21 protein-coding genes are annotated in these 20,534 nt (G+C 63.7%); 18 read left to right on the top strand and 3 right to left on the bottom strand.

All coding sequences use genetic code 11. From position 1 onward, the window contains the following. The first annotated feature begins 10 nt into the window (after positions 1-10). The 6 genes from A0W34_RS08660 to A0W34_RS08685 all read left to right on the top strand — a co-directional run bounded on the left by A0W34_RS08660 (position 11) and on the right by A0W34_RS08685 (position 5,774). On the top strand, positions 11-976 hold the full coding sequence (locus tag A0W34_RS08660; RefSeq protein ID WP_003941986.1) for an NADPH:quinone oxidoreductase family protein: 966 nt from the start codon (positions 11-13) through the stop codon (positions 974-976). Positions 977-1,065: 89 nt separating this feature from the next. Continuing rightward, positions 1,066-1,536 carry a MarR family winged helix-turn-helix transcriptional regulator gene (locus A0W34_RS08665; RefSeq protein ID WP_081557566.1) on the top strand — a complete coding sequence of 157 codons (471 nt, stop codon included), beginning with the start codon at positions 1,066-1,068 and terminating at the stop codon, positions 1,534-1,536. Then, positions 1,533-3,065, top strand: coding sequence for a DHA2 family efflux MFS transporter permease subunit (locus A0W34_RS08670; protein ID WP_003942006.1), 1,533 nt, complete (start codon positions 1,533-1,535; stop codon positions 3,063-3,065). Before A0W34_RS08665 ends, A0W34_RS08670 begins: the two co-directional genes overlap by 4 nt. Before the next feature lie 147 nt (positions 3,066-3,212). Further along, complete coding sequence (locus A0W34_RS08675; protein WP_007728412.1) at positions 3,213-4,307, top strand: LLM class flavin-dependent oxidoreductase; 1,095 nt, start codon at positions 3,213-3,215, stop codon at positions 4,305-4,307. After that, positions 4,294-4,767 carry a MarR family winged helix-turn-helix transcriptional regulator gene (locus A0W34_RS08680; RefSeq protein WP_070162590.1) on the top strand — a complete coding sequence of 158 codons (474 nt, stop codon included), beginning with the start codon at positions 4,294-4,296 and terminating at the stop codon, positions 4,765-4,767. Before A0W34_RS08675 ends, A0W34_RS08680 begins: the two co-directional genes overlap by 14 nt. Before the next feature lie 20 nt (positions 4,768-4,787). Further along, positions 4,788-5,774, top strand: coding sequence for a pirin family protein (locus tag A0W34_RS08685; protein WP_039972959.1), 987 nt, complete (start codon positions 4,788-4,790; stop codon positions 5,772-5,774). 40 nt (positions 5,775-5,814) lie between these two features. Here A0W34_RS08685 and A0W34_RS08690 read toward each other — a convergent pair whose 3' ends face one another. From A0W34_RS08690 to A0W34_RS08700, 3 genes are read right to left on the bottom strand one after another with little or no spacing between them, the layout of a single operon-like run. After that, positions 5,815-6,342, bottom strand: coding sequence for a gamma carbonic anhydrase family protein (locus A0W34_RS08690; protein ID WP_003941993.1), 528 nt, complete (start codon positions 6,340-6,342; stop codon positions 5,815-5,817). Positions 6,343-6,386: 44 nt separating this feature from the next. Beyond that, positions 6,387-7,247 carry an EamA family transporter gene (locus A0W34_RS08695; RefSeq protein ID WP_042453112.1) on the bottom strand — a complete coding sequence of 287 codons (861 nt, stop codon included), beginning with the start codon at positions 7,245-7,247 and terminating at the stop codon, positions 6,387-6,389. Further along, a complete protein-coding gene (locus A0W34_RS08700; RefSeq protein WP_003942035.1) occupies positions 7,244-8,044 on the bottom strand; it encodes a crotonase/enoyl-CoA hydratase family protein in 801 nt (266 codons plus the stop codon). The genes A0W34_RS08695 and A0W34_RS08700 overlap by 4 nt, the downstream gene beginning before the upstream one ends. Positions 8,045-8,153: 109 nt before the next feature. On the opposite strand from A0W34_RS08700, the gene A0W34_RS08705 reads away from it, so the two are divergent. The 12 genes from A0W34_RS08705 (at position 8,154) to rpsG (ending at position 20,486) form a co-directional block, all read left to right on the top strand. Then, positions 8,154-8,975, top strand: a complete 822-nt coding sequence (locus tag A0W34_RS08705; RefSeq protein WP_081557567.1) for a TIGR03084 family metal-binding protein — start codon at positions 8,154-8,156, stop codon at positions 8,973-8,975. Then, positions 8,972-10,693: an acyclic terpene utilization AtuA family protein gene (locus A0W34_RS08710; RefSeq protein ID WP_081557568.1), complete on the top strand. Its 1,722-nt coding sequence runs from the start codon at positions 8,972-8,974 to the stop codon at positions 10,691-10,693. The genes A0W34_RS08705 and A0W34_RS08710 overlap by 4 nt, the downstream gene beginning before the upstream one ends. Further along, positions 10,690-11,838, top strand: coding sequence for an acyl-CoA dehydrogenase family protein (locus A0W34_RS08715; RefSeq protein WP_007728404.1), 1,149 nt, complete (start codon positions 10,690-10,692; stop codon positions 11,836-11,838). The genes A0W34_RS08710 and A0W34_RS08715 overlap by 4 nt, the downstream gene beginning before the upstream one ends. Then, the gene (locus tag A0W34_RS08720) at positions 11,835-13,433 is read left to right on the top strand and encodes an acyl-CoA carboxylase subunit beta (RefSeq protein ID WP_042921023.1); all 1,599 of its coding nucleotides are present in this window, start codon (positions 11,835-11,837) and stop codon (positions 13,431-13,433) included. The genes A0W34_RS08715 and A0W34_RS08720 overlap by 4 nt, the downstream gene beginning before the upstream one ends. An 8-nt stretch (positions 13,434-13,441) precedes the next feature. Beyond that, positions 13,442-15,427 (top strand): acetyl/propionyl/methylcrotonyl-CoA carboxylase subunit alpha, encoded by a 1,986-nt coding sequence (locus tag A0W34_RS08725; protein ID WP_081558769.1) that lies wholly within the window; start codon positions 13,442-13,444, stop codon positions 15,425-15,427. Next, the gene (locus tag A0W34_RS08730; protein WP_003942033.1) at positions 15,427-16,587 is read left to right on the top strand and encodes an acyl-CoA dehydrogenase family protein; all 1,161 of its coding nucleotides are present in this window, start codon (positions 15,427-15,429) and stop codon (positions 16,585-16,587) included. The genes A0W34_RS08725 and A0W34_RS08730 overlap by 1 nt, the downstream gene beginning before the upstream one ends. 13 nt (positions 16,588-16,600) lie before the next feature. Then, positions 16,601-17,386, top strand: coding sequence for an enoyl-CoA hydratase family protein (locus A0W34_RS08735; protein WP_081557569.1), 786 nt, complete (start codon positions 16,601-16,603; stop codon positions 17,384-17,386). A gap of 60 nt (positions 17,387-17,446) precedes the next feature. Then, positions 17,447-18,058: a TetR/AcrR family transcriptional regulator gene (locus A0W34_RS08740; RefSeq protein ID WP_003942008.1), complete on the top strand. Its 612-nt coding sequence runs from the start codon at positions 17,447-17,449 to the stop codon at positions 18,056-18,058. Between the two features lie 83 nt (positions 18,059-18,141). Then, the gene (locus A0W34_RS08745; protein WP_047268916.1) at positions 18,142-18,690 is read left to right on the top strand and encodes a DUF3558 domain-containing protein; all 549 of its coding nucleotides are present in this window, start codon (positions 18,142-18,144) and stop codon (positions 18,688-18,690) included. Beyond that, positions 18,687-19,232 (top strand): DUF3558 domain-containing protein, encoded by a 546-nt coding sequence (locus tag A0W34_RS08750; RefSeq protein WP_064074181.1) that lies wholly within the window; start codon positions 18,687-18,689, stop codon positions 19,230-19,232. The genes A0W34_RS08745 and A0W34_RS08750 overlap by 4 nt, the downstream gene beginning before the upstream one ends. A 409-nt stretch (positions 19,233-19,641) precedes the next feature. After that, positions 19,642-20,016: a 30S ribosomal protein S12 gene (gene rpsL / locus A0W34_RS08755; protein ID WP_003941908.1), complete on the top strand. Its 375-nt coding sequence runs from the start codon at positions 19,642-19,644 to the stop codon at positions 20,014-20,016. Next, positions 20,016-20,486: a 30S ribosomal protein S7 gene (rpsG, locus tag A0W34_RS08760; RefSeq protein ID WP_003941856.1), complete on the top strand. Its 471-nt coding sequence runs from the start codon at positions 20,016-20,018 to the stop codon at positions 20,484-20,486. Before rpsL ends, rpsG begins: the two co-directional genes overlap by 1 nt. Positions 20,487-20,534: the final 48 nt, after the last annotated feature.

The raw sequence follows: 20,534 nt of genomic DNA on the forward strand, positions 1-20,534 counted from the left end.
GGAGCTTTCTGTGCGCGCCATGGTGGTTACGGAACTGTCCGGTCCCGAAGGAATTGTCGCGCAGGAGGTTCCCGAGCCCGCAGCCGAAGGTCTTGTTCTCATCGATGTGAAGGCAAGTGGCGTCTGCTTTCCGGACCTGCTCATCACCTACGGCAAGTATCAGATCCGCCCGGAACCGCCGTTCATTCCCGGCGCGGAGATCTCGGGCGTCGTGGTCTCCGCGCCGGAAGGGTCGGGTTTCGCTCCGGGCGATCGTGTTCTCGCGGCCGCGTATCTGGGTGGGTATGCAGAGCGGATTGCCGTCAACCCGGCGCAGGTACTCCGAATTCCGGACGGACTCGCCTTCGACGAGGCGGCCTCGCTGATCATCAACTATCAGACGATGGAGTTCGCGCTCGCTCGTCGCGCGAAGATCGTCGCGGGGGAGACTGTCGTCGTGCTCGGCGCTGCAGGCGGAGTCGGAACGGCAACCATCCAGCTGGCCAAGGCGCACGGTGCCCGGGTGATCGCCGTGGTACGACGCGAGGGCGTCGATGACTTCTTGCGTGAGCTCGGTGCCGACGAGGTGGTCGCGCTGGCTCCGGGATGGGGAGAGCGGATTCGGGAACTGACCGACGGCGTCGGCGCTCAGATCGTGGTGGATCCGGTGGGCGGCGATGCGTTCGACGACGCGGTCCGGGTTCTGGCACCCGAAGGACGACTCGTGGTGATCGGATTCGCCGGCGGCGGTATTCCCGAGGTAAAGGTGAACCGGGTGCTGTTTCGCAATATCAGCATTGTCGGCGCGGCATGGGGTGAGTTCACGCGTACCAATCCCGAAGCGGTAGCCGAGGTGCATGCATCGCTGGTAGAACACGTCCGGAACGGCTTGCGTCCGCTGGTCAAGGCACGGTATCCGCTTGCCGACGCAGCAGTTGCCCTGGCTGATCTCGAAAGCGGCAAAGTTCTCGGAAAGGCCATCTTGCTGCAGGAATGATTCTTCGCAACGTGATGGTGGTCACCAAATAATAAGTTGCAACATGTTTTCATTTGGGCAATAGTTGCAACCGCACTACCATTTGCCAGGTGATCGCTTCCGATTCTGATGACCTGTATGGAGCACTCGACGAGTTGTTCACTCGCCTGATGAGCGCCGGTGATTCGGAGTCGATCGATGCGTTGATCGAACTGGATCTCTCGTTCTCTCAGGTGCGTGTGCTGTTCGTACTTGCACAACGTGATGCGGCGATCCCGATCAACGAGGTTGCCGACGAGCTTCGGCTCTCGGTGGCAGCTACGGGGCGGAACATCGATCAGCTCGTGAACATGGGTCTGGTCGATCGCCGTGAAGACGAGCGGGACCGACGCGTCAAGCGGGTTTCCTTGTCGGAGGCCGGTCGTAAGGTGACGACCAACCACATCGAGTGCAAGCGCGGCCAGCTTCGCGAATTCGCGTCGCGTGTTCCTGAGCCAGAGCGGATTCGTTTGTTCGAGGCTCTCAAGCCCCTTCTCGCGGGTGACTATCTGCGAGCACTTAACCAGGAGACTTCGCGATGACATCGCCGAACGCGCCGGCACCGGCGTCCGACAAACTTGACGGGGCGGTCCTCAAGATCGCTTCCGTGGTGGTGCTCGGCGCCATCATGTCGATTCTCGACGTAACCGTGGTGAGCGTCGCGCTCACCACTTTTGCCGAGGACTTCGAAACTTCGTACGCCACCGTCGCGTGGACGATGACGGCCTACACGCTCGCCTTGGCGACGGTCATTCCGGTTACCGGTTGGGCTGCCGACCGTTTCGGTACCAAGCGCCTGTACATGACGGCCCTGGTGCTGTTCGTACTCGGTTCGGTCGCTTGTGCGATGGCGTGGGACATCACCTCGCTCATCGGCTTCCGTGTGCTCCAGGGCCTCGGCGGCGGCATGTTGATGCCGCTCGGTATGACCATCATGACCCGGGCCGCCGGTCCGGACCGCGTCGGTCGCGTCATGGCAGTTCTCGGAATCCCGATGCTGCTCGGCCCCATCGGTGGCCCGATCCTCGGTGGTTGGCTGATCGAGGCCGCGAGCTGGCACTGGATCTTCCTGATCAACCTGCCGATCGGCATCATCGCGTTGGCAGCAGCATTCATCATTCTGCCGTCCGACAAGGCGAAGCCTTCGGAGTCCTTCGACTTCCTCGGCATGATCCTGCTGTCACCCGGCCTCGCGCTGTTCTTGTTCGGTGTGTCGTCCATCCCTGAGGTGGGAACGGTTGCGTCGGCTCGGGTTCTGGTGTCGGCCGGTATCGGTCTGGCGCTGATCATCGCCTTCGTGTTCCACGCGCTCAACAAGGATCACCCGCTGATCGACTTGCACCTGTTCAAGAACCGTCAGTTGACCACCGCCGTCATCACGACGTCGCTGTTCATCGTCGCCTTCATGGGCGCCGGGTTGCTGTTCCCGAGCTACTTCATCCAGGTCGGCGGTCACACCACGCTCGCTGCCGGATTGTTGATGGCTCCGCAGGGTCTCGGCGCTATGGTCACCATGCCGATCGCTGGTCGACTGGTCGACAAGATCGGCCCGGGCAAGATCGTCCTGACCGGTTTGCCGTTGATTCTGATCGGCTTGGGTGTGTTCACACAGGTTGCCTCGGATTCCCCGACGTGGCTGCTGATGGGTGCCTTGTTCGTCATGGGCCTCGGTATGGGTTGCACCATGATGCCGCTGATGACCGCAGCTATCGTGACGCTCTCCAACGAGCAGATTGCTCGCGGCTCCACCCTGATGAACATCGTTCAGCAGACCGCAGGTTCGATCGGTACCGCCGTGATGTCGGTGGTCTTGACCAACCAGCTTCTCGATCGTGGCCTCGACACGACGATGGTCGGTGCGGCCTCGCACATTCCGACCGAACCGGGAAGTCCGCAGGAGTCTGCTGCGAATTCGATTCTCAGTGCGGCGTCGGATGCCTTCGGTAACACCTTCCTCGTTGCCACTGTGCTGATCGTCCTGACCCTCATCCCGGCGTTCTTCCTGCCGCGGAGCAAGACCACCAGGCCGGTGGCCGAGGGCGAGACGGCAACGCCGATCGTTATGCACTGACCGCTTTTCGGTAGATCGTTCGTCCAGGTGAGGGCGGCACACATCTTGTGTGCCGCCCTCACCTTTTTGCCGTGGAATACAGCTGGATGGTTGAATGTTTGATCAGTTACATGCAAACGCATGGATCTAGTTCGCGGAGGAGCAACCATGCAGTTCGGAATCTTCACGGTCGGTGACGTCACCACTGATCCCACGACGGGGGCGACCCCGACAGAGCACGAGCGCATCAAGGCCATGACAACCATCGCAAAGCACGCCGAGGAAGTCGGTCTCGACGTCTTCGCGACCGGCGAGCATCACAACAAACCGTTCGTGCCGTCATCTCCGACCACGATGCTCGGATACATCGCGGCCCAGACCGAGAAGATCACGCTCTCCACGTCCACGACGCTGATCACCACCAATGACCCGGTGAAGATCGCCGAGGATTACGCGATGCTTCAACACCTCGCCGAGGGGCGCGTCGATCTGATGATGGGTCGCGGAAACACCGCGCCGGTGTACCCGTGGTTCGGCAAGGACATTCGCGCCGGTATCCCGTTGGCGCTCGAGAACTATCAACTTCTTCGCCGGCTCTGGGACGAGGAGGTCGTGAACTGGCAAGGGGAGTACCGCACTCCACTCCAGGGATTCACGTCCACACCGCGCCCGCTGGACGGCGTCGCGCCGTTCGTGTGGCACGGCTCGATCCGCAGCCCCGAGATCGCGGAGATCGCGGCGTATCACGGCGACGGATTCTTCGCGAACAACATCTTCTGGCCGAAAGAGCACTACATCGAGCTGATCAATCTTTACCGCCGGCGTTACGAGCATTACGGCCACGGGTCCGCGGATCAGGCGATCGTCGGTCTCGGTGGTCAGGTCTTCATGCGCAAGAACAGTCAGGACGCGGTCAAGGAATTCCGTCCGTATTTCGACAATGCTCCGGTGTACGGCCACGGGCCCTCACTCGAAGAGTTCACCGAGCAGACGCCGCTGACCGTCGGTTCCCCTGAGCAGGTCATCGAGAAGACGTTGGCGTTTGCCGATTTCTTCGGCGACTACCAGCGCCAGCTGTTCCTGATGGATCACGCCGGGCTGCCGCTCAAGACGGTGCTCGAGCAGCTCGATCTGCTCGGTGAGGAAGTTGTTCCGGTTCTGCGCCGTGAGTTCGCGGCCAGGCGGCCAGCACATGTGCCGGACAACCCGCCCACTCACGCGTCGATGAAGGCGGCTCGTGAGGCAAGCAGTGTCACTGCCTGACGAGCAACCGCCTGAGGTTCCGGTCAGCACCACCGAACTCGCCACCGACGCCTGGGAAGCCTTGTTTCGCGCCCAGGTGTCGGTGCTGCGGCGGCTCTCTGCCGACGACGTCTGGGATCAGGTATCGATGCGCGAGTACGACGTGCTGTTCACGCTGAGTCTTGCGCCGAGTAGTTCCCTTCGCCTGCGTGACCTGAATCGGGAGATATTGCTGAGCCAGCCTTCGCTCAGTCGCCTGGTGGAACGGTTGGAGGGCGAAGGTCTGGTAACGAGAAGTGTTGATCCACAGGATCGCCGCGGGACGATCGTGCAACTCACCGAAACGGGTGCAGCGCTGCAGAAATCAGTGGGTCGCCGTCATGCCGCGAGCATCCGCCGCCACGTCGGACCGGCCCTGGACGCGGATGAACTTCGACTGTTGGCCGAATTGTGCACGCGTCTGCGTCTCGCGCAGTCATGACTGGAGGCAGGATGGACGATATGAGCAACCTCGAAGCGCAGCCCGTCGAGCAGGAATGCGAAGGCCATCCGGCGGAGAGCGAGATTCAGATCCTCACCCCGCGCGACGTACCGCTCGGTGGCCCGCGGGCCATGCGAGTGCGACGCACCCTCCCGCAACGCGAGCGTTCGCTGATCGGGGGATGGTGTTTTGCAGATCATTACGGTCCGGATGACGTCGGCTCAGGACCGGGCATGCATGTGCCGCCGCATCCGCATACCGGTTTGCAGACGGTGAGTTGGCTGTTCACCGGAGAGATCGAGCACCGTGACAGCATCGGTTCCCATGCGATGGTGCGGCCGGGTGAACTGAATCTGATGACGGCCGGGAGTGGGATCGCGCACTCCGAGGTGTCGACGCCGAATACGAAGGTTCTGCACGGGATGCAGTTGTGGGTGGCCCTGCCGGATGCGGCGCGCGATACCGCACCCGCGTTCGTTCACTATCGACCGGAGCCGGTGACAACCGATGGTGTCACGCTCAGTGTGTTCCTCGGTTCGCTCGCCGGTGAAACGTCTCCGGTGTCTACCTTCACCGAATTACTCGGTGCCGAGGTGATTCTCGATCCTGGGGCCGAGATCGCCCTCGATGTCGATCGTTCACATGAGCACGGCGTGATCGTCGATCAAGGATCGGTTGTTCTGCGTGGTACCACTGTCGGCTGGGCCGAGTTGGGTTATCAAGCACCGGGTTTCGGAAAACTGACTTTGCGCAATCCGGGATCCGAACCGGCTCGACTGCTACTTCTCGGCGGGAAACCGTTGGGCGAGCAGGTCATCATGTGGTGGAACTTCATGGGCCGTACACACGAAGAGATCGTCGAGTATCGACGCAAGTGGCAGGCCGAGCTTGCCTCCGGATTCGACGGCAGCGTCCCGGACCGGCGTTTCGGCGTCGTGCCGGGATACGACGGTCCGGCGCTCCCGGCACCCGAGTTGCCGAACAGCACGTTGCGGCCCCGAGGCTAGTCGTTGCTCTTGCTGCTACCGGCCGCGAGCGTCGTTTCGATCAGGCTTGTTCGATGTCCTGGTGAGCCTTCGCGAGCATGATGTAGCCGGCGCCGTTGGCGGTGATACCGGCCTTTTCGCCTTCGGAGAGTTCACGTTTGACCTTGGCGGGCACGCCGGCGACCAGTGATCCAGGTGGGATTTGCATCCCCTGAGACACGACAGCGCCGGCTGCAATCAGTGACCCCGAGCCGATGTGTGCGCCGTTGAGCACCACGGCACCCATGCCGACGAGAACGTCGTCTTCGACGGTGCACCCGTGCAGCACTGCGTTGTGGCCGACCGAGATTCGTTCGCCCAGCACTGCGGGGAACGTCGGGTCGGCGTGCACGGTGCAGTTGTCCTGAATGTTCGTGTCAGCGCCGATGGAGATCGATTCTGCGTCGCCGCGGATAACCGCGCCGTACCAGATGCTGGCTCCCGCAGCGATGGTCACCGCGCCGACAACGGTGGCGTTGGGTGCGATGAACGCACTTTCGTCGATCTGCGGGGTGTTACCGAGAACGGTGGCGATGATCGGGTTGGTCATGGTTCTCCTGTGCGTTGGAATGACGTGCTCTGACGGTACCTGGACTACTTCGCTGTGGGTTTTCGATTCATGACGACAGTGCCGACACCCGCGGTCACCACCAGTGCGATGGCCACGAGTGTGAATGCGTCGAGCGTTTGCCCGATCACGAGGACTCCGGCCAGTGCGGCCGCTGCGGGTTCGAGGGCGATGAGGACGGCAAAGACTTTCTTGGCGAGAGAGCGCAGCGCCCACATTTCCAAGCTGTACGGGATGACGGACGAGAGGACGGCGACGGCTGCGCCTGCGGCGAGCATCGTCGGATCCAGTAGTTCACTTCCTCCCGAGACGACGCCGAAGGGCAGCGTCAATACGGCCGCGACGATGCTTGCGCCTGCCAACCCGTCGGCGCTCGGGAGCGTCGCGGCCAGGTGGGAACCGGCCACGATGTATCCGGCCCACGCAGTAGCGGCGATCAACGCGAACATCACCCCGATCGGGTCCAAACCGGATTCGCCGTGATCGCCCAACCCGAGCAGCAACACTCCGCCGAAGGCGAGCAGCACCCATGCTCCGTCGGCCCACCGACGAGACAGAACTGCGGCCAGGGTGAGCGGTCCGAGGAACTCGATGGTGACGGCCGTTCCGATGGGCACCGTGTCGAGGGCGAGGTAGAAGGCGCCGTTCATCACGGCGAGGGCGATGCCCAGCGCGAAGATGCCTTTGCGCTGCCGGTTCGACCATCTGCTCCATCGCGGGCGGACGATGACGCCGAGGATGATCGCGGCGATCGTCAGCCGCAGCGTCGTAGCTCCGGCCGGCCCGATCTGCGAGAACAAAGTCGTCGCGAATGCCGCGCCGAACTGGAGCGACAGTATCGACGTGAGGACTGCTCCGACCGGCAGTAGCTGACTGCCGGCCTTCATTCTCCGGTGAACTCGGGACTTCGACGCTCGAGCATCGCGGCGACGGCTTCGTGGTGATCTCGGGTGTGGTGGGCGATCGACTGCATGGCGGCGGAGAGTTCGAGCAAGCTCTCGAGGCTCTGGTGCTGGCCCTCGCGGAGGAGCTTTTTGGTCATGCGGAGTACCTGCGGGGGATTGGCGGCTACTCGAGCCGCCAAAGCGTGCGCAGCGGAAAGCAATTCCTCGGGCTCGGTCACCTGCGAGACCAGACCCCAGTCGAGTGCTCTCGCAGCATCGATCGGTTCACCGGTGAACGCCATCTCGGCCGCGCGGGCGTTGCCGATCGCGCGCGGGAGCAGCCACGCTCCGCCGTCGCCGGGGATGAGTCCTACCTTGACGAAACTCTCGGCGAAGACTGCGGCGGTCGAGGCGATGCGGAGGTCGCACATGAGTGAGAGGTCGCAGCCCGCTCCGATGGCCGGGCCGTTGACCGCCGCGATGGTCGGCACCTCACACGTGTACAGCGCGAGCGGGATGCGTTGGATGCCGTGCCGGTAGCCCTGGCGGATCTCGCCGGGTGCGCCACCGAACATGCCCTCCTTGTCTCGCATGTGCTTGACGTTGCCGCCGGAGGAGAAGGCCGATCCGGCCCCCGTCAGAATGACCGTGCGCACACTCTGATCTCGGTTGACCGCGGTGACTGCGTCTTCGAGGGCCTCGATCATGTCGATCTCGGAGATCGCATTGCGGGTGTCCGGGCGATTGAGGGTCCACGTGACCACATCGCCGGTTCGCGAGATCAGTACGGCGTCGCTCATGGGTGCTCCTGGTTGTCGATGGCAGTTGAACTCAGTCTCTCACCACAGGATTTCGCAATAACAATCATTCGTGCTTGATTTTTATGGATGTGGGTGTGATGCTGGTCGCATGGCCGAACTTCAGACGTTCATCGATGACTTGCGGGCCGAAGGCGAGAGCCTAGACGCCCTGGTTGCGGATCTGCCCGAGGAGAAGTGGGCGACAATGACGCCTGCGGAAGGGTGGACCATCGCACATCAGATCGGGCACCTGCACTGGACGGACAGTGCAGCGATCCTGGCGATCACCGACCCGGACGGTTTCGCGGAGCAGTTGAAGGCGGCGTTCGTGAACCCGGCAGGGTTTGTCGACGACGGTGCTGCTGAACAGGCGGCCCGCCAGCCGGCGGAGTTGCTCGCCGATTGGCGAGCGGGGCGCACCGCTCTCGTCGAGGCGCTCACCGCCGCCCCGGCCGGAACCAAGTTCCCCTGGTACGGCCCGCCCATGGGCGGTGTTTCCATGGCTACCGCGCGACTGATGGAGACGTGGGCGCACGGGCAGGACGTTGCCGACGCACTCGGCGTCGAACGCGCTCCGACGGCGCGCATCAAGAACATCGCTCACCTGGGTGTGCGGACGCGAAACTTCGCGTACTCGGTCAACGAGAAGACGCCGCCCGCCGACGATTTCCGGGTTGAGTTGACCGCGCCGGACGGGTCGCTCTGGACCTGGGGGCCGGAAGATGCGCCGCAGAAGGTTACCGGGCCGGCGTTGGACTTCTGCTTGCTGGTCACCCAGCGCGCCAATCGCGCCGATCTCGATCTGGTCGCCGTGGGTGCCGACGCGGACGAGTGGCTCGGGTTCGCGCAGGCCTTTGCCGGACCCAGCGGTGAGGGACGAGCCGCCGTCGGATCCATCGGTGAGGGACGAGCATCGAAGGTGGGCAAATGAGTTCGGTACGGATCGGTAACTGCTCCGGGTTCTACGGCGACCGCGTCTCGGCGATGCGCGAGATGCTCGAGGGCGGCGAACTCGACTACCTGACCGGCGACTACCTGGCCGAACTGACGATGTTGATCCTCGGGCGGGACCGGATGAAGGACCCGGCGCTCGGCTACGCGAAGACGTTCCTGCGGCAGGTGGAGGACACGCTCGGCCTTGCGCTCGACAAGGGGGTGAAGATCGTCGCGAATGCAGGCGGTCTCAACCCGGCCGGACTGGCCGACGCGTTGCGCGAGGTCAACACCAAGCTGGGGTTGAACGCAAAGATCGCCCACGTCGAGGGTGACGATCTGGTCTCTCGGGCAGACGAACTCGGACTCGGCTCCCCGCTGACGGCCAATGCGTACCTCGGCGCCTGGGGCATCGTCGAAGCATTGTCGGCCGACGCCGATGTCGTGGTCACCGGACGGGTCACCGACGCTTCGGTGATCGTCGGTCCGGCTGCTCACCATTTCGGTTGGAAGCGAGATGATTTCGATCAGCTTGCCGGTGCTGTCGCGGCGGGCCACGTCATCGAGTGCGGAACCCAGGCCACCGGCGGCAACTACGCGTTCTTCACAGAGATTCCCAATCTGGGCCGGCCTGGCTTCCCGATCGCCGAGATCAACGCGGACGGATCTTCGGTCATCACCAAGCACGCCGGAACGGACGGCGAGGTGAGCGTCGGCACGGTGACGGCGCAGCTGCTGTACGAGATCACCGGTGGACGCTATGCAGGCCCGGACGTGACGACCCGCATCGACAACGCAGTGCTCACCCAGGAAGGCCCGGATCGGGTGCTGATCAGCGGCGTCACGGGCGAGGCTCCGCCGCCGCAGTACAAGGTCTCGCTGAACACGCTGGCCGGGTTCCGCAACGAGGCCACTTTCATTCTCACCGGTCTCGACATCGAGGCCAAGGCCGATCTGGCGAAGACTCAGCTCGAATCCTGGCTGACGAAGAAGCCCGCCGAACTGGTCTGGACTCTCGCTCGCACGGATCATCCGGATTCCGACACCGAGGAAACCGCGAGTGCGTTGCTGCGCTGCGTGGTTCGCGATTCCGACCCCAAGGTGATCGGTCGTCCTTTCTCCGCGGTTGCGGTGGAAATGGCACTTGCCAGCTACCCCGGCTTCTCGCTGACGGCTCCGCCGAGCAACGGCCAACCGTACGGAGTGTTCACCCCCGGCTACGTCGACGCGGGATCGGTGCCGCACGTGGCCGTACTGCCGGACGGCACGCGCGTGGACATCGCTCCATCCACGTTGACGCAGGACCTCGAACCCGTCGACGAACCGGAGCGTCCGGAGCCGTTGCCGCCACAGACGTCGCTGTCGGTACCACTCGGCACGATCGCCGGTGCCCGTAGTGGCGACAAGGGCGGAAATGCCAACGTCGGCGTCTGGGTTCGCACGGACGATCAGTGGAAGTGGTTGGCGCACACACTGACCGTCGAGATGCTCAAGGAACTGCTACCGGAAGCAGCAGACCTGAACGTCACTCGCTACCAGCTTCCGCACCTTCGTGCCGTCAACTTCGTGATCGAGGGAATTCTCGGTCAGGGTGTCGCCTCGCAGGCGCGGTTCGATCCGCAGGCCAAGGGAATTGGTGAATGGCTGCGTTCGCGCCACATCGACATCCCGATTTCGCTACTCCCCGTAACTGACGAGAAAGAGGATTCACGGTGACCGTGTGGACCACACCGGAAAGGCTTGCGCTTCGCGAGACCGTACGCGGATTCGTGAACCAGGAGATTCTGCCGCATCTGACGCAGTGGGAGCGAGACGGCGAGATTCCGCGCGAATTGCACCGCAAGGCAGGCGCTCTCGGACTCCTCGGGGCCAGCGCACCCGAATCGGCCGGTGGTGAGGGCGGCGACGCCGTCGACTCCATCGTGATCTGTGAGGAGATGCATCAGGCAGGTGCGTCGGGCGGGCTGTTCGCATCGCTCTTCACCTGCGGCATCGCGGTGCCGCACCTGATCGCGGCCGGCGACGAGGCGCAGATCGAGAAGTGGGTCAAGCCGACCCTGCGCGGCGACAAGATCGGCTCGCTCGCCATCACCGAGCCCGGCGGAGGCAGCGACGTCGGGCACCTGACAACTACAGCCAAGCGCGACGGCGATCATTACGTCGTGAACGGAGCCAAGACGTTCATCACCTCCGGCGTTCGAGCGGACTTCGTCGTTACAGCGGTGCGCACCGGTGGTCCCGGCGCCGGTGGTGTCTCACTGCTCGTGATCGAGAAGGGCACACCGGGATTCACCGTCTCGCGCAAACTCGAGAAGATGGGCTGGCGCGCATCCGATACCGCGGAACTCTCCTTTGTCGACGCCCGGGTTCCGGTGGAGAATCTGGTCGGTGCAGAGAACAGCGGCTTCGCGCAGATCGCCCAGGCATTTGTCTCCGAGCGGGTAGCGCTCGCCGCGCAGGCGTATGCCAGTGCAGAACGTTGCCTGGAGCTGACGCTCGAATGGTGCCGCGCCCGTGAGACTTTCGGTCGCCCCCTGATCAGTCGGCAGGCCGTCCAGAACACCGTCACCGAGATGGCCCGCAAGATCGACGTCGCCAAGGTGTACACGCACTCGGTGATCGAGCGGTACATGGCCGGTGACGGCGATCTGATCGCCGAGGTGTGCTTTGCGAAGAACACGGCAGTCGAGACGGGCGAATGGGTTGCGAACCAAGCTGTTCAGCTGTTCGGCGGCCTCGGATACATGCAGGAAAGCGAAGTGGAGAGGCAGTACCGGGACATGCGAATTCTGGGAATCGGTGGCGGAACCACCGAAATCCTCACCGGCCTCGCGGCCAAGCGATTGGGGTATCAGTCATGAGTGTCATCCGGTCAACACTGGACACCAATTCCGAGGTGTACAAGACCGCAACATCGACCATGAACACCAAGCTCGCCGAGATCGAGGTCGAGCACGCCAAGGCGTTGGCGGGTGGCGGCGAGAAGTACACCGAGCGGCACCACAAGCGGGGAAAGCTTCTGGCACGCGAGCGGATCGAACTCCTGCTCGATCAGGATTCACCGTTCCTCGAACTGTGTCCCCTCGCTGCGTGGGGGAGTGACTTCCCGGTCGGAGCCAGCACCGTGGTCGGTATCGGCGTCGTCGAAGGTGTCGAATGCCTGATCGTCGCCAACGATCCCACCGTGCGCGGCGGCACCAGCAATCCGTGGACGCTGCGTAAGGGTTTCCGGGCCAACGATATCGCCATGCAGAACCGCCTCCCTGTGATCTCCCTCGTAGAGTCCGGCGGCGCAGACTTGCCGACGCAGAAAGAGGTGTTCATCCCGGGCGGGCGTATGTTCCGTGACCTCACTCAGCTGTCCGCAGCCGGAATCCCCACCATTGCACTGGTCTTCGGTAACTCGACGGCCGGCGGTGCGTACATCCCGGGCATGTCCGACCACGTCGTGATGATCAAGGAACGCTCCAAGGTGTTCCTCGCAGGCCCGCCGCTGGTCAAGATGGCCACCGGTGAGGAATCCGACGACGAGGCACTCGGCGGCGCCGAAATGCACGCTCGCAAGTCCGGGTTGGCCGACTACTTCGCCGCCGACGAGCAGGACGCGATCCGCATCGGGCGCTCGATCGTCAAGCGGCTCAACTGGACCAAGAAGGGGCCGGCGCCGCGCGCGGAGATCATCGAACCGCTCGAGGATCCGGAAGAGTTGCTCGGCATCGTTCCGGCCGACCTGAAGATCCCGTTCGATCCGCGTGAGGTCATCGCCCGTATCGTCGACGGTTCCGACTTCGACGAGTTCAAGCCGCTCTACGGCTCCTCCCTCGTGACCGGGTGGGCAGAGCTGAACGGCTACCCGATCGGCATCCTGGCGAACGCACGTGGAGTGCTCTTCAGTGAGGAATCACAGAAGGCCACGCAGTTCATCCAGCTCGCCAATCGTTCCAACACGCCGTTGCTGTTCCTGCACAACACCACCGGCTACATGGTGGGTAAGGAATACGAGGAGGGCGGCATGATCAAGCACGGATCGATGATGATCAATGCGGTTGCCAACTCCAAGGTTCCGCACATCTCGATCCTGCTCGGAGCGTCGTACGGCGCCGGTCACTACGGTATGTGCGGACGCGCGTTCGATCCGCGGTTCCTCTTTGCGTGGCCCAGTTCCAAGTCCGCCGTCATGGGCGGTGCGCAGCTCGCCGGCGTCATCTCCATCGTGGGACGCGCTGCTGCCGAGGCGCGCGGCCAGGTCTTCGACGAGCAGGCCGACGCAGGCATGCGCGCGATGATCGAGAACCAGATCGAGGCCGAGTCACTCCCGATGTTCCTGTCGGGTCGTCTGTACGACGACGGCGTCATCGATCCCCGAGACACCCGCACCGTGGTGGGAATGTGCCTGTCGGCCATCGCCACCGCCCCGATCGAAGGCACCGACAACTTCGGCGTCTTCCGTATGTGAGGCACGCCGTGACAATCACTTCAGTACTGGTCGCCAATCGTGGCGAAATCGCCCGCCGTGTCTTTGCAACCTGCCGCAAGAACGGAATCGGCACGGTCGCGGTATTTTCCGACGCAGATGCCGACAGCCCGCACGTCGCCGAAGCCGATGCTTCGGTTCGCCTGCCGGGTAACACGCCTGCCGAGACCTACTTGCGGGGTGAGCTCGTCATCGCCGCCGCCAAGGCTTCGGGCGCCGACGCGATTCACCCCGGATACGGATTCCTCTCCGAGAACGCGGAGTTCGCGCGCAGCGTCATCGACGCGGGACTGACGTGGATCGGCCCGCCCGTCGAATCCATCGAGCTCATGGGGTCGAAGGTCGAGTCCAAGAAGATCATGGACGCCGCCGGAGTGCCGGTGCTCTCCGAACTCGATCCCGCCGCGGTGACCGAGGCTCATCTGCCGGTGCTGATCAAGGCGTCGGCGGGCGGCGGCGGACGCGGAATGCGTGTCGTTCGTGAATTGTCGGCGCTGGACGGCGAACTGGAAGCGGCGCGGCGTGAGGCGCAGTCCGCTTTCGGCGACCCGACAGTCTTCTGTGAGCGTTACCTCGAGACCGGTCGGCACATCGAGGTTCAGGTCATGGCCGACCGCCACCGTGCGGTGTGGGCGGTGGGGGAGCGCGAGTGCTCGATCCAGCGTCGGCATCAGAAGGTAGTCGAAGAGGCCCCGTCGCCGCTCGTGCAACGCATCCCCGCCATGCGCGACAAGCTGTTCGACGCCTCGCGGCTCGCAGCCAACGCCATCGGTTACGAGGGCGCAGGAACCGTTGAATTCCTGGCTGACGAAAAAGGCGACTTCTTCTTCCTGGAAATGAACACGCGTTTGCAGGTGGAGCATCCGGTCACCGAGTGCACCACTGGACTCGATCTGGTGGAACTGCAATTGCAGGTCGCTTCAGGTGAAGCACTTCCGGACGATCAGCCGGAGATCCGTGGGCATTCGATCGAAGTGCGCCTGTACGCCGAGGACCCCGCCAAGAACTGGCAGCCGCAGAGCGGAACCGTCCACCACATCGAGTTGCCCGGTGACCCGCAAGAATTCAGTGTTCTGCGTGAGCAGGGCGTTCGCCTCGACTCCGGCGTCGTCGACGGCAGTGTTGTCGGCGTCCACTACGACCCGATGTTGGCCAAGGTCATCTCGTACGCGCCGACGCGGACCGCAGCTGCCCGGCTGCTCGCATCGACGCTGGCGCGCACCAGGATTCACGGGCTGCGCACCAACCGCGACCTGCTCGTCAACGTCCTGGCCCACCCCGCCTTCATTGCCGGAGACACCGACACTGCCTTCTTCGAGACTCACGACCTCGAGAAGCTGTCTACGCCCTTGGCCGATACCGACGCCGAAAGACTCTCGGCGTTGGCGGCGGCACTTGCCGATGCCGCGCACAACCGGGCGTCGGCCCGCGTCATCGGCCGCTTGCCCAGCGGGTGGCGCAACCTCCCGTCGCAGCCGCAGAGCAAGAGCTATTCCACTGCGTCGGGCGACTACGACGTCCGCTACTCCCTGAGCCGAAGCGGCGTGCTGAGTGCACAAGGCTTCGACGACGTGCGCCTGGTATCGGCAACTGCGACCCGGGTAGTGCTCGAGCAGAGCGGAGTACAGCGCTCGTTCGACGTTGCGGCCTACGGGAGTGAGATTTTTGTCGACTCCTCGCTCGGACCCGTCGCGTTGACGGCAGCACCGCGCTTCGTGGATCCGTCGGCAGAAGTCGCCGCCGGTTCGTTGCTCGCTCCGATGCCGGGATCGGTCATCCGCCTCGGTGCCGCACTCGGTGACACCGTCACCGCCGGCCAGCCGATTCTGTGGCTGGAGGCCATGAAGATGGAACACACCGTCACCGCGCCGACTGCCGGTGTCCTGGTGGAACTTCCGGTGGCCGTCGGCCAGCAGGTCGAGGTCGGATCGGTACTCGCACGTGTGGAAGAACCCGCTACAGAAGAGGAAGCATGATGAGTTTCATCGAAACCGAAGAGCAGAAGGAACTGCGGGCATCCGTTTCCAAACTGGGTGAGCGCTTCAACTACGTCGACTACGTGCTGCCCAAGGCGCGAAAGGGGGAGCCGCTCACCGAATTGTGGAACGAGGCGGGCAAACTCGGATTCCTGGGCGTCAACCTGCCTGAGGAATACGGCGGCGGCGGTGCAGGCATCTACGAACTCGCGCTGGTGCAGGAGGAATTGGCGGCGCAGGGTGCCGGTCTGCTCCTGGTTGTCGTATCCCCGGCCATCTGCGGCACCATCATCGGCAAGTACGGCACGGCGGAGCAGAAGCAGCAGTGGCTACCCAGCCTCGCCGACGGCTCCAAGATCATGGCGTTCGGAATCACCGAGGCCGACGCTGGTTCCAACTCTCATCAGATCACCACGACGGCACGCAGGGATGGCGACGACTGGATCCTGAGCGGCAACAAGATCTACATCTCGGGTGTCGATCAGGCTGACGCGGTCCTCGTCGTTGCGCGCACCGAGGACTCCAAGACGGGCAAGCTCAAGCCCGCTCTGTTCATCGTCCCCACGGATTCTCCCGGATTCGTGAAGACGCAGATGGAGATGGACATCATCGAACCGGACCACCAGTTCATCCTCTTCCTCGACGACGTCCGTCTGCCGGCCGACGCTCTGGTCGGCGAAGCCGATGCCGCCCTGATGCAGTTGTTCGCGGGCCTCAACCCCGAGCGGATCCTGGGTGCGTCGATGGCCATCGGGATGGGCCGTTACGCCCTGAACGCCGCAGTGAAGTTCGCCAACGAGCGCACGGTGTGGAAGACGCCGATCGGTGCGCACCAAGGCATTTCGCATCCACTCGCGCAGGTGAAGATCGAACTCGAACTCGCCAAGCTGATGATGCAGAAGGCCGCGGTGCTCTACGACAGCGGTGACGATTTCGGTGCTGCCGAAGCCGCGAACATGGCAAAGTACGCCGCCGCCGAAGCCAGCATCAAGGCACTCGATCAGGCGATCCAGACGCACGGCGGCGCCGGCCTGACGAAGGAATACGGACTGGCCGCCATGCTCGGTGCGGCTCGTATCGCCCGCGTCGCGCCGGTGAGCCGCGAGATGATCCTCAACTTCGTCTCACAGCATTCCCTCGGTCTGCCACGGTCCTACTAGGAAGAGGCGACTCATGACGGATCAGGACAAGCCATACGTACGGTACGAAATATCGGGCGGTGCTGCCACGATCACTCTCGACTCACCCCACAACCGCAACGCGATTTCGACGCGGTTGGTCACGGAGTTGCAGGCTGGGTTGACGTCGGCTGCCGCCGATCCGGCAGTTCGAGCGGTGGTACTCACCCACACCGGTGGAACATTCTGTGCGGGAGCCGATCTCAGTGAGGCCTCCGGTTCGTCCGCATCACCGGAGGACGCCGTCAAGGAGCGAGGACGGGGGATGCTGACACTCTTGCGCAGCATTCTCGAGCTTCCCAAGCCGGTGATCGGGCGGATCGACGGTCACGTCCGGGCCGGAGGCATGGGTCTTGTCGGGGCGTGCGACATCGTCGTCGCCGGACCGGCGAGCACCTTCGCGGTGACGGAATCACGGTTGGGTTTGGCAGCGTCCATCATTTCGCTCACGGTCCTACCGAGGCTCGACCAGCGATCTGCGAGCCGCTATCTGCTCACCGGCGAGAAGTTCGGCCAGCACGAGGCCGAATCCATCGGACTCGTCACCGCCGCGTCGCAGGACACGGGGGAGTCGATCACCGAACTGCTCGGCACCTTGCGCCAATGTTCACCGCAGGGACTTGCCGAATCGAAGTGGATCACGACGCGTTCGGTCCTGGCTGGATTCGACCGGGACGGCGAGGAGATGATCGCGCAGTCGGCTCGGCTGTTTTCCTCTGACGAGGCTCGTGAGGGCATGATGTCTTTCTTGCAGAAGCGTCCAGCGACCTGGGCGCAGTAGAAACTGCGCAGCTGGGACACAGAAGCGCTGGAACACAGAAGTAGAAGGGATGGCGGCGCGATGACTCGAGAGCCCAAGCAGGACCGAAGTCGAGTCACGCGCTCCCACCTGCTCGAAGTGACTGTGGAGTGTCTCGCCGAACTCGGGTGGAGCGCAACGACGATGAGCGTCGTCGCGCAGCGTGCCGGGGTGTCCAGAGGCGCCATGCAGCATCACTTCCCGACCCGCGAGGACCTCATCACCGCGGCGCTCGAGGTGATGTTCGACGCCCGGATGGATCAGGCACGAAAGGAATCGACCGACCTTCCGGTGGGTGCCGGACGAACCGAGGCGATCATTTCGCGGTTGGTGGAGTACTACACCGGGACTCTGTTCAAAGCAGCGCTGCAGGTGTGGACGGCCGCTGCCTCCGACCCCGACCTGCGTGCCCGCGTACTGCCCCTCGAGGAACGATTCGGGCGCATCGCGCACCGCATGGCCGTCGAGAGTCTGGGTGTCGACGACTCCGACCCGGTGACGCACCGCTTGGTACAGGCGACCCTGGACCTGGCCCGCGGGCTGGGGCTGGCTGATGTCTTGACAGACGACTCGCGCCGACGCACCGAGGTGGTCAAACAGTGGGCGGCGCAATTGGATTCCACACTTGTTCGGGTACCGGTGGCAACTCCCTGAATCGGTAGCGGCGGGGCCGGCGCCGGTGCTCTCGACGCGCACGTGGCGTGTGTCGGGGGCCACCGAGAAGTACAGTCGGCTCCATGGCCGCACGCACTCTCACTTCGATCGGGACTTCGGTATTGGTCTCGGCTGCCGTGCTCTCGGCCGTGGTCGGCTGCAGCTCCGGCGACGGGTCCGTCGATCAGCCGGGCGACGGTGCGGGTTCGCAGGCACTCGCACCTACGGATCCGGGCCCGATGTTCGCCGAATGCGGCTCGGTGACCGACGAGGAAGTTGTCAACGCCTTCAATCTCGGCACTTTTGCGACGACGACGCGCAACGGCGTCGGTTGCCAGTGGGAAGTCGCCGGTTCGAACGGTCCGAGCGTCAGTTTCTCCTGGTACCGCGGTAGCCCGATCGGCCGCGAACGGGCCGGGTCCGACCTGCTCGGACGTCCTGCCGACGACATCACGATCGGTGGACACCAGGGCTTCATCGCGTCCACGGCAGGTTCGTTGTGCGAGTTGGGTATCGCGTTCGGCGGAGACTTCGTGCACTGGTCGATCACCTACGGTTTGCTGCCACCGACCGCGGATCCATGCACGGTGGCGCGGGATCTGATGGAAAAAACAGTTTCGAGGGCACAGTGAAGTTCGAGGGCGCCGTGAAGCGCATAAGGATCGGACTCGCCTTGGCGGGGTCGCTGGTTCTGCTGACAGGCTGCGGCTCGGTGGTCACCGGGACTCCCCGTGCGGAGGGCAGCTACGGCGGTAGTGACAGCCAGGAATTCGCGAACGTCCTCCAAGAATGCGAAGCCGTCACCGACGAGCAGATCGCCGGTGCCGTGGGTGCCGACGCCGTCGGGCGTGGGTTCTTCGGCGCTATCTGCCGTTGGGACGGCATCGGGACCGCGGGTCCGATCAAGATCACCTTCAACTGGTTCGAGACGGGCACCCTCGATCACGAGCGCGCTGCATTCGAGCACCTGGGATACGTGGTGGCGAAAATCGACATCAACGGCAGTGGCGGGTACCAGGTTCGCCAGCCGGCCGATCCGCAGAGCTGCGGGGTGAGCGCGAGCGCACCGGCCGGGGGAGTGTTCGGTTGGTGGGTCACCGAGCCGCAAGGCGGCGCGGATCCGTGCGAGGCTGCGGCAAAGCTCGGCGCGTTGACGTTGAACCGCAGCATCTGATCGCGACCGGTCCGGCTGCGTGGTCTGAGTGTGCAGCCAGAGTGTCTGGTCAGAGCGTGAGGTCACTATCACCGTGGCCTCGCTTTGACCTCGTGGCGCGCCGACAGGTATCGTTATGGGTCGTGTCCGGCATGCCCGGGCCGATCTGTGTGCCTAGCTAGGTATTGCCGTGCGCGCGTTCGAGCAGAAACTGCTGATGAACGAGCATCCGGCTGCCTGTGTGGGGGTATGCGACACGCCCGACCTCGGGGGCAGTGCGCGGCATGAAAGTGCTGAGTACAGACTCTGAGGTGGGTGAGGAGCAGCAGCTCTCTTGCTCCAACTGCTAGATCCCTAATTTCAGAACAGCCACGTTTTCGAACGGCCCGAGTTCGCTCGAGCAGTCTGTTCGTCACAAGAAAGCCGGTAAATGCCAACCATCAACCAGCTGGTCCGCAAGGGTCGCCGCGACAAGACCGCCAAGGTCAAGACGGCAGCCCTCAAGGGCAGCCCGCAGCGTCGTGGCGTGTGCACTCGCGTGTACACCACCACCCCCAAGAAGCCGAACTCCGCGCTCCGTAAGGTCGCACGTGTTCGCCTCACGACTTCGGTCGAGGTCACCGCGTACATCCCCGGTGAAGGTCACAACCTTCAGGAGCACTCCATGGTGCTCGTCCGTGGCGGTCGTGTGAAGGACCTCCCGGGTGTCCGTTACAAGATCATCCGCGGCTCCCTCGACACCCAGGGTGTCAAGGGTCGCAAGCAGGCACGCAGCCGCTACGGCGCCAAGAAGGAGAAGAGCTAATGCCACGTAAGGGCCCCGCTCCGAAGCGCCCGCTCATCAACGACCCGGTTTACGGTTCCCCGTTGGTGACGCAGCTCGTCAACAAGATCCTGCTGGACGGCAAGAAGTCCACCGCAGAGCGAATCGTGTACCAGGCTCTCGAGCAGGCACGCGAGAAGACCGGCACCGATCCGGTCGTCACCCTCAAGCGCGCCCTGGACAACGTCAAGCCTGCACTCGAGGTTCGTAGCCGCCGCGTCGGTGGCGCTACCTACCAGGTGCCGGTCGAGGTTCGCCCCGGTCGTTCCACCACGCTGGCACTGCGCTGGCTGGTCACCTTCTCGCGTGCACGTCGTGAGAAGACCATGGTCGAGCGTCTCGCCAACGAGCTCCTCGATGCCAGCAATGGCCTCGGTGCAGCTGTGAAGCGTCGCGAAGACACTCACAAGATGGCCGAAGCCAACAAGGCATTCGCCCACTACCGCTGGTGATGTAAAGCGTCGGAGCAACTGCCATCGGGTGGGGCTCCGACGCTTGTC

Origin of the sequence: Rhodococcus sp. BH4 (genome assembly GCF_002079265.1) — a bacterium.
GTDB lineage: Bacteria > Actinomycetota > Actinomycetes > Mycobacteriales > Mycobacteriaceae > Rhodococcus_F > Rhodococcus_F qingshengii.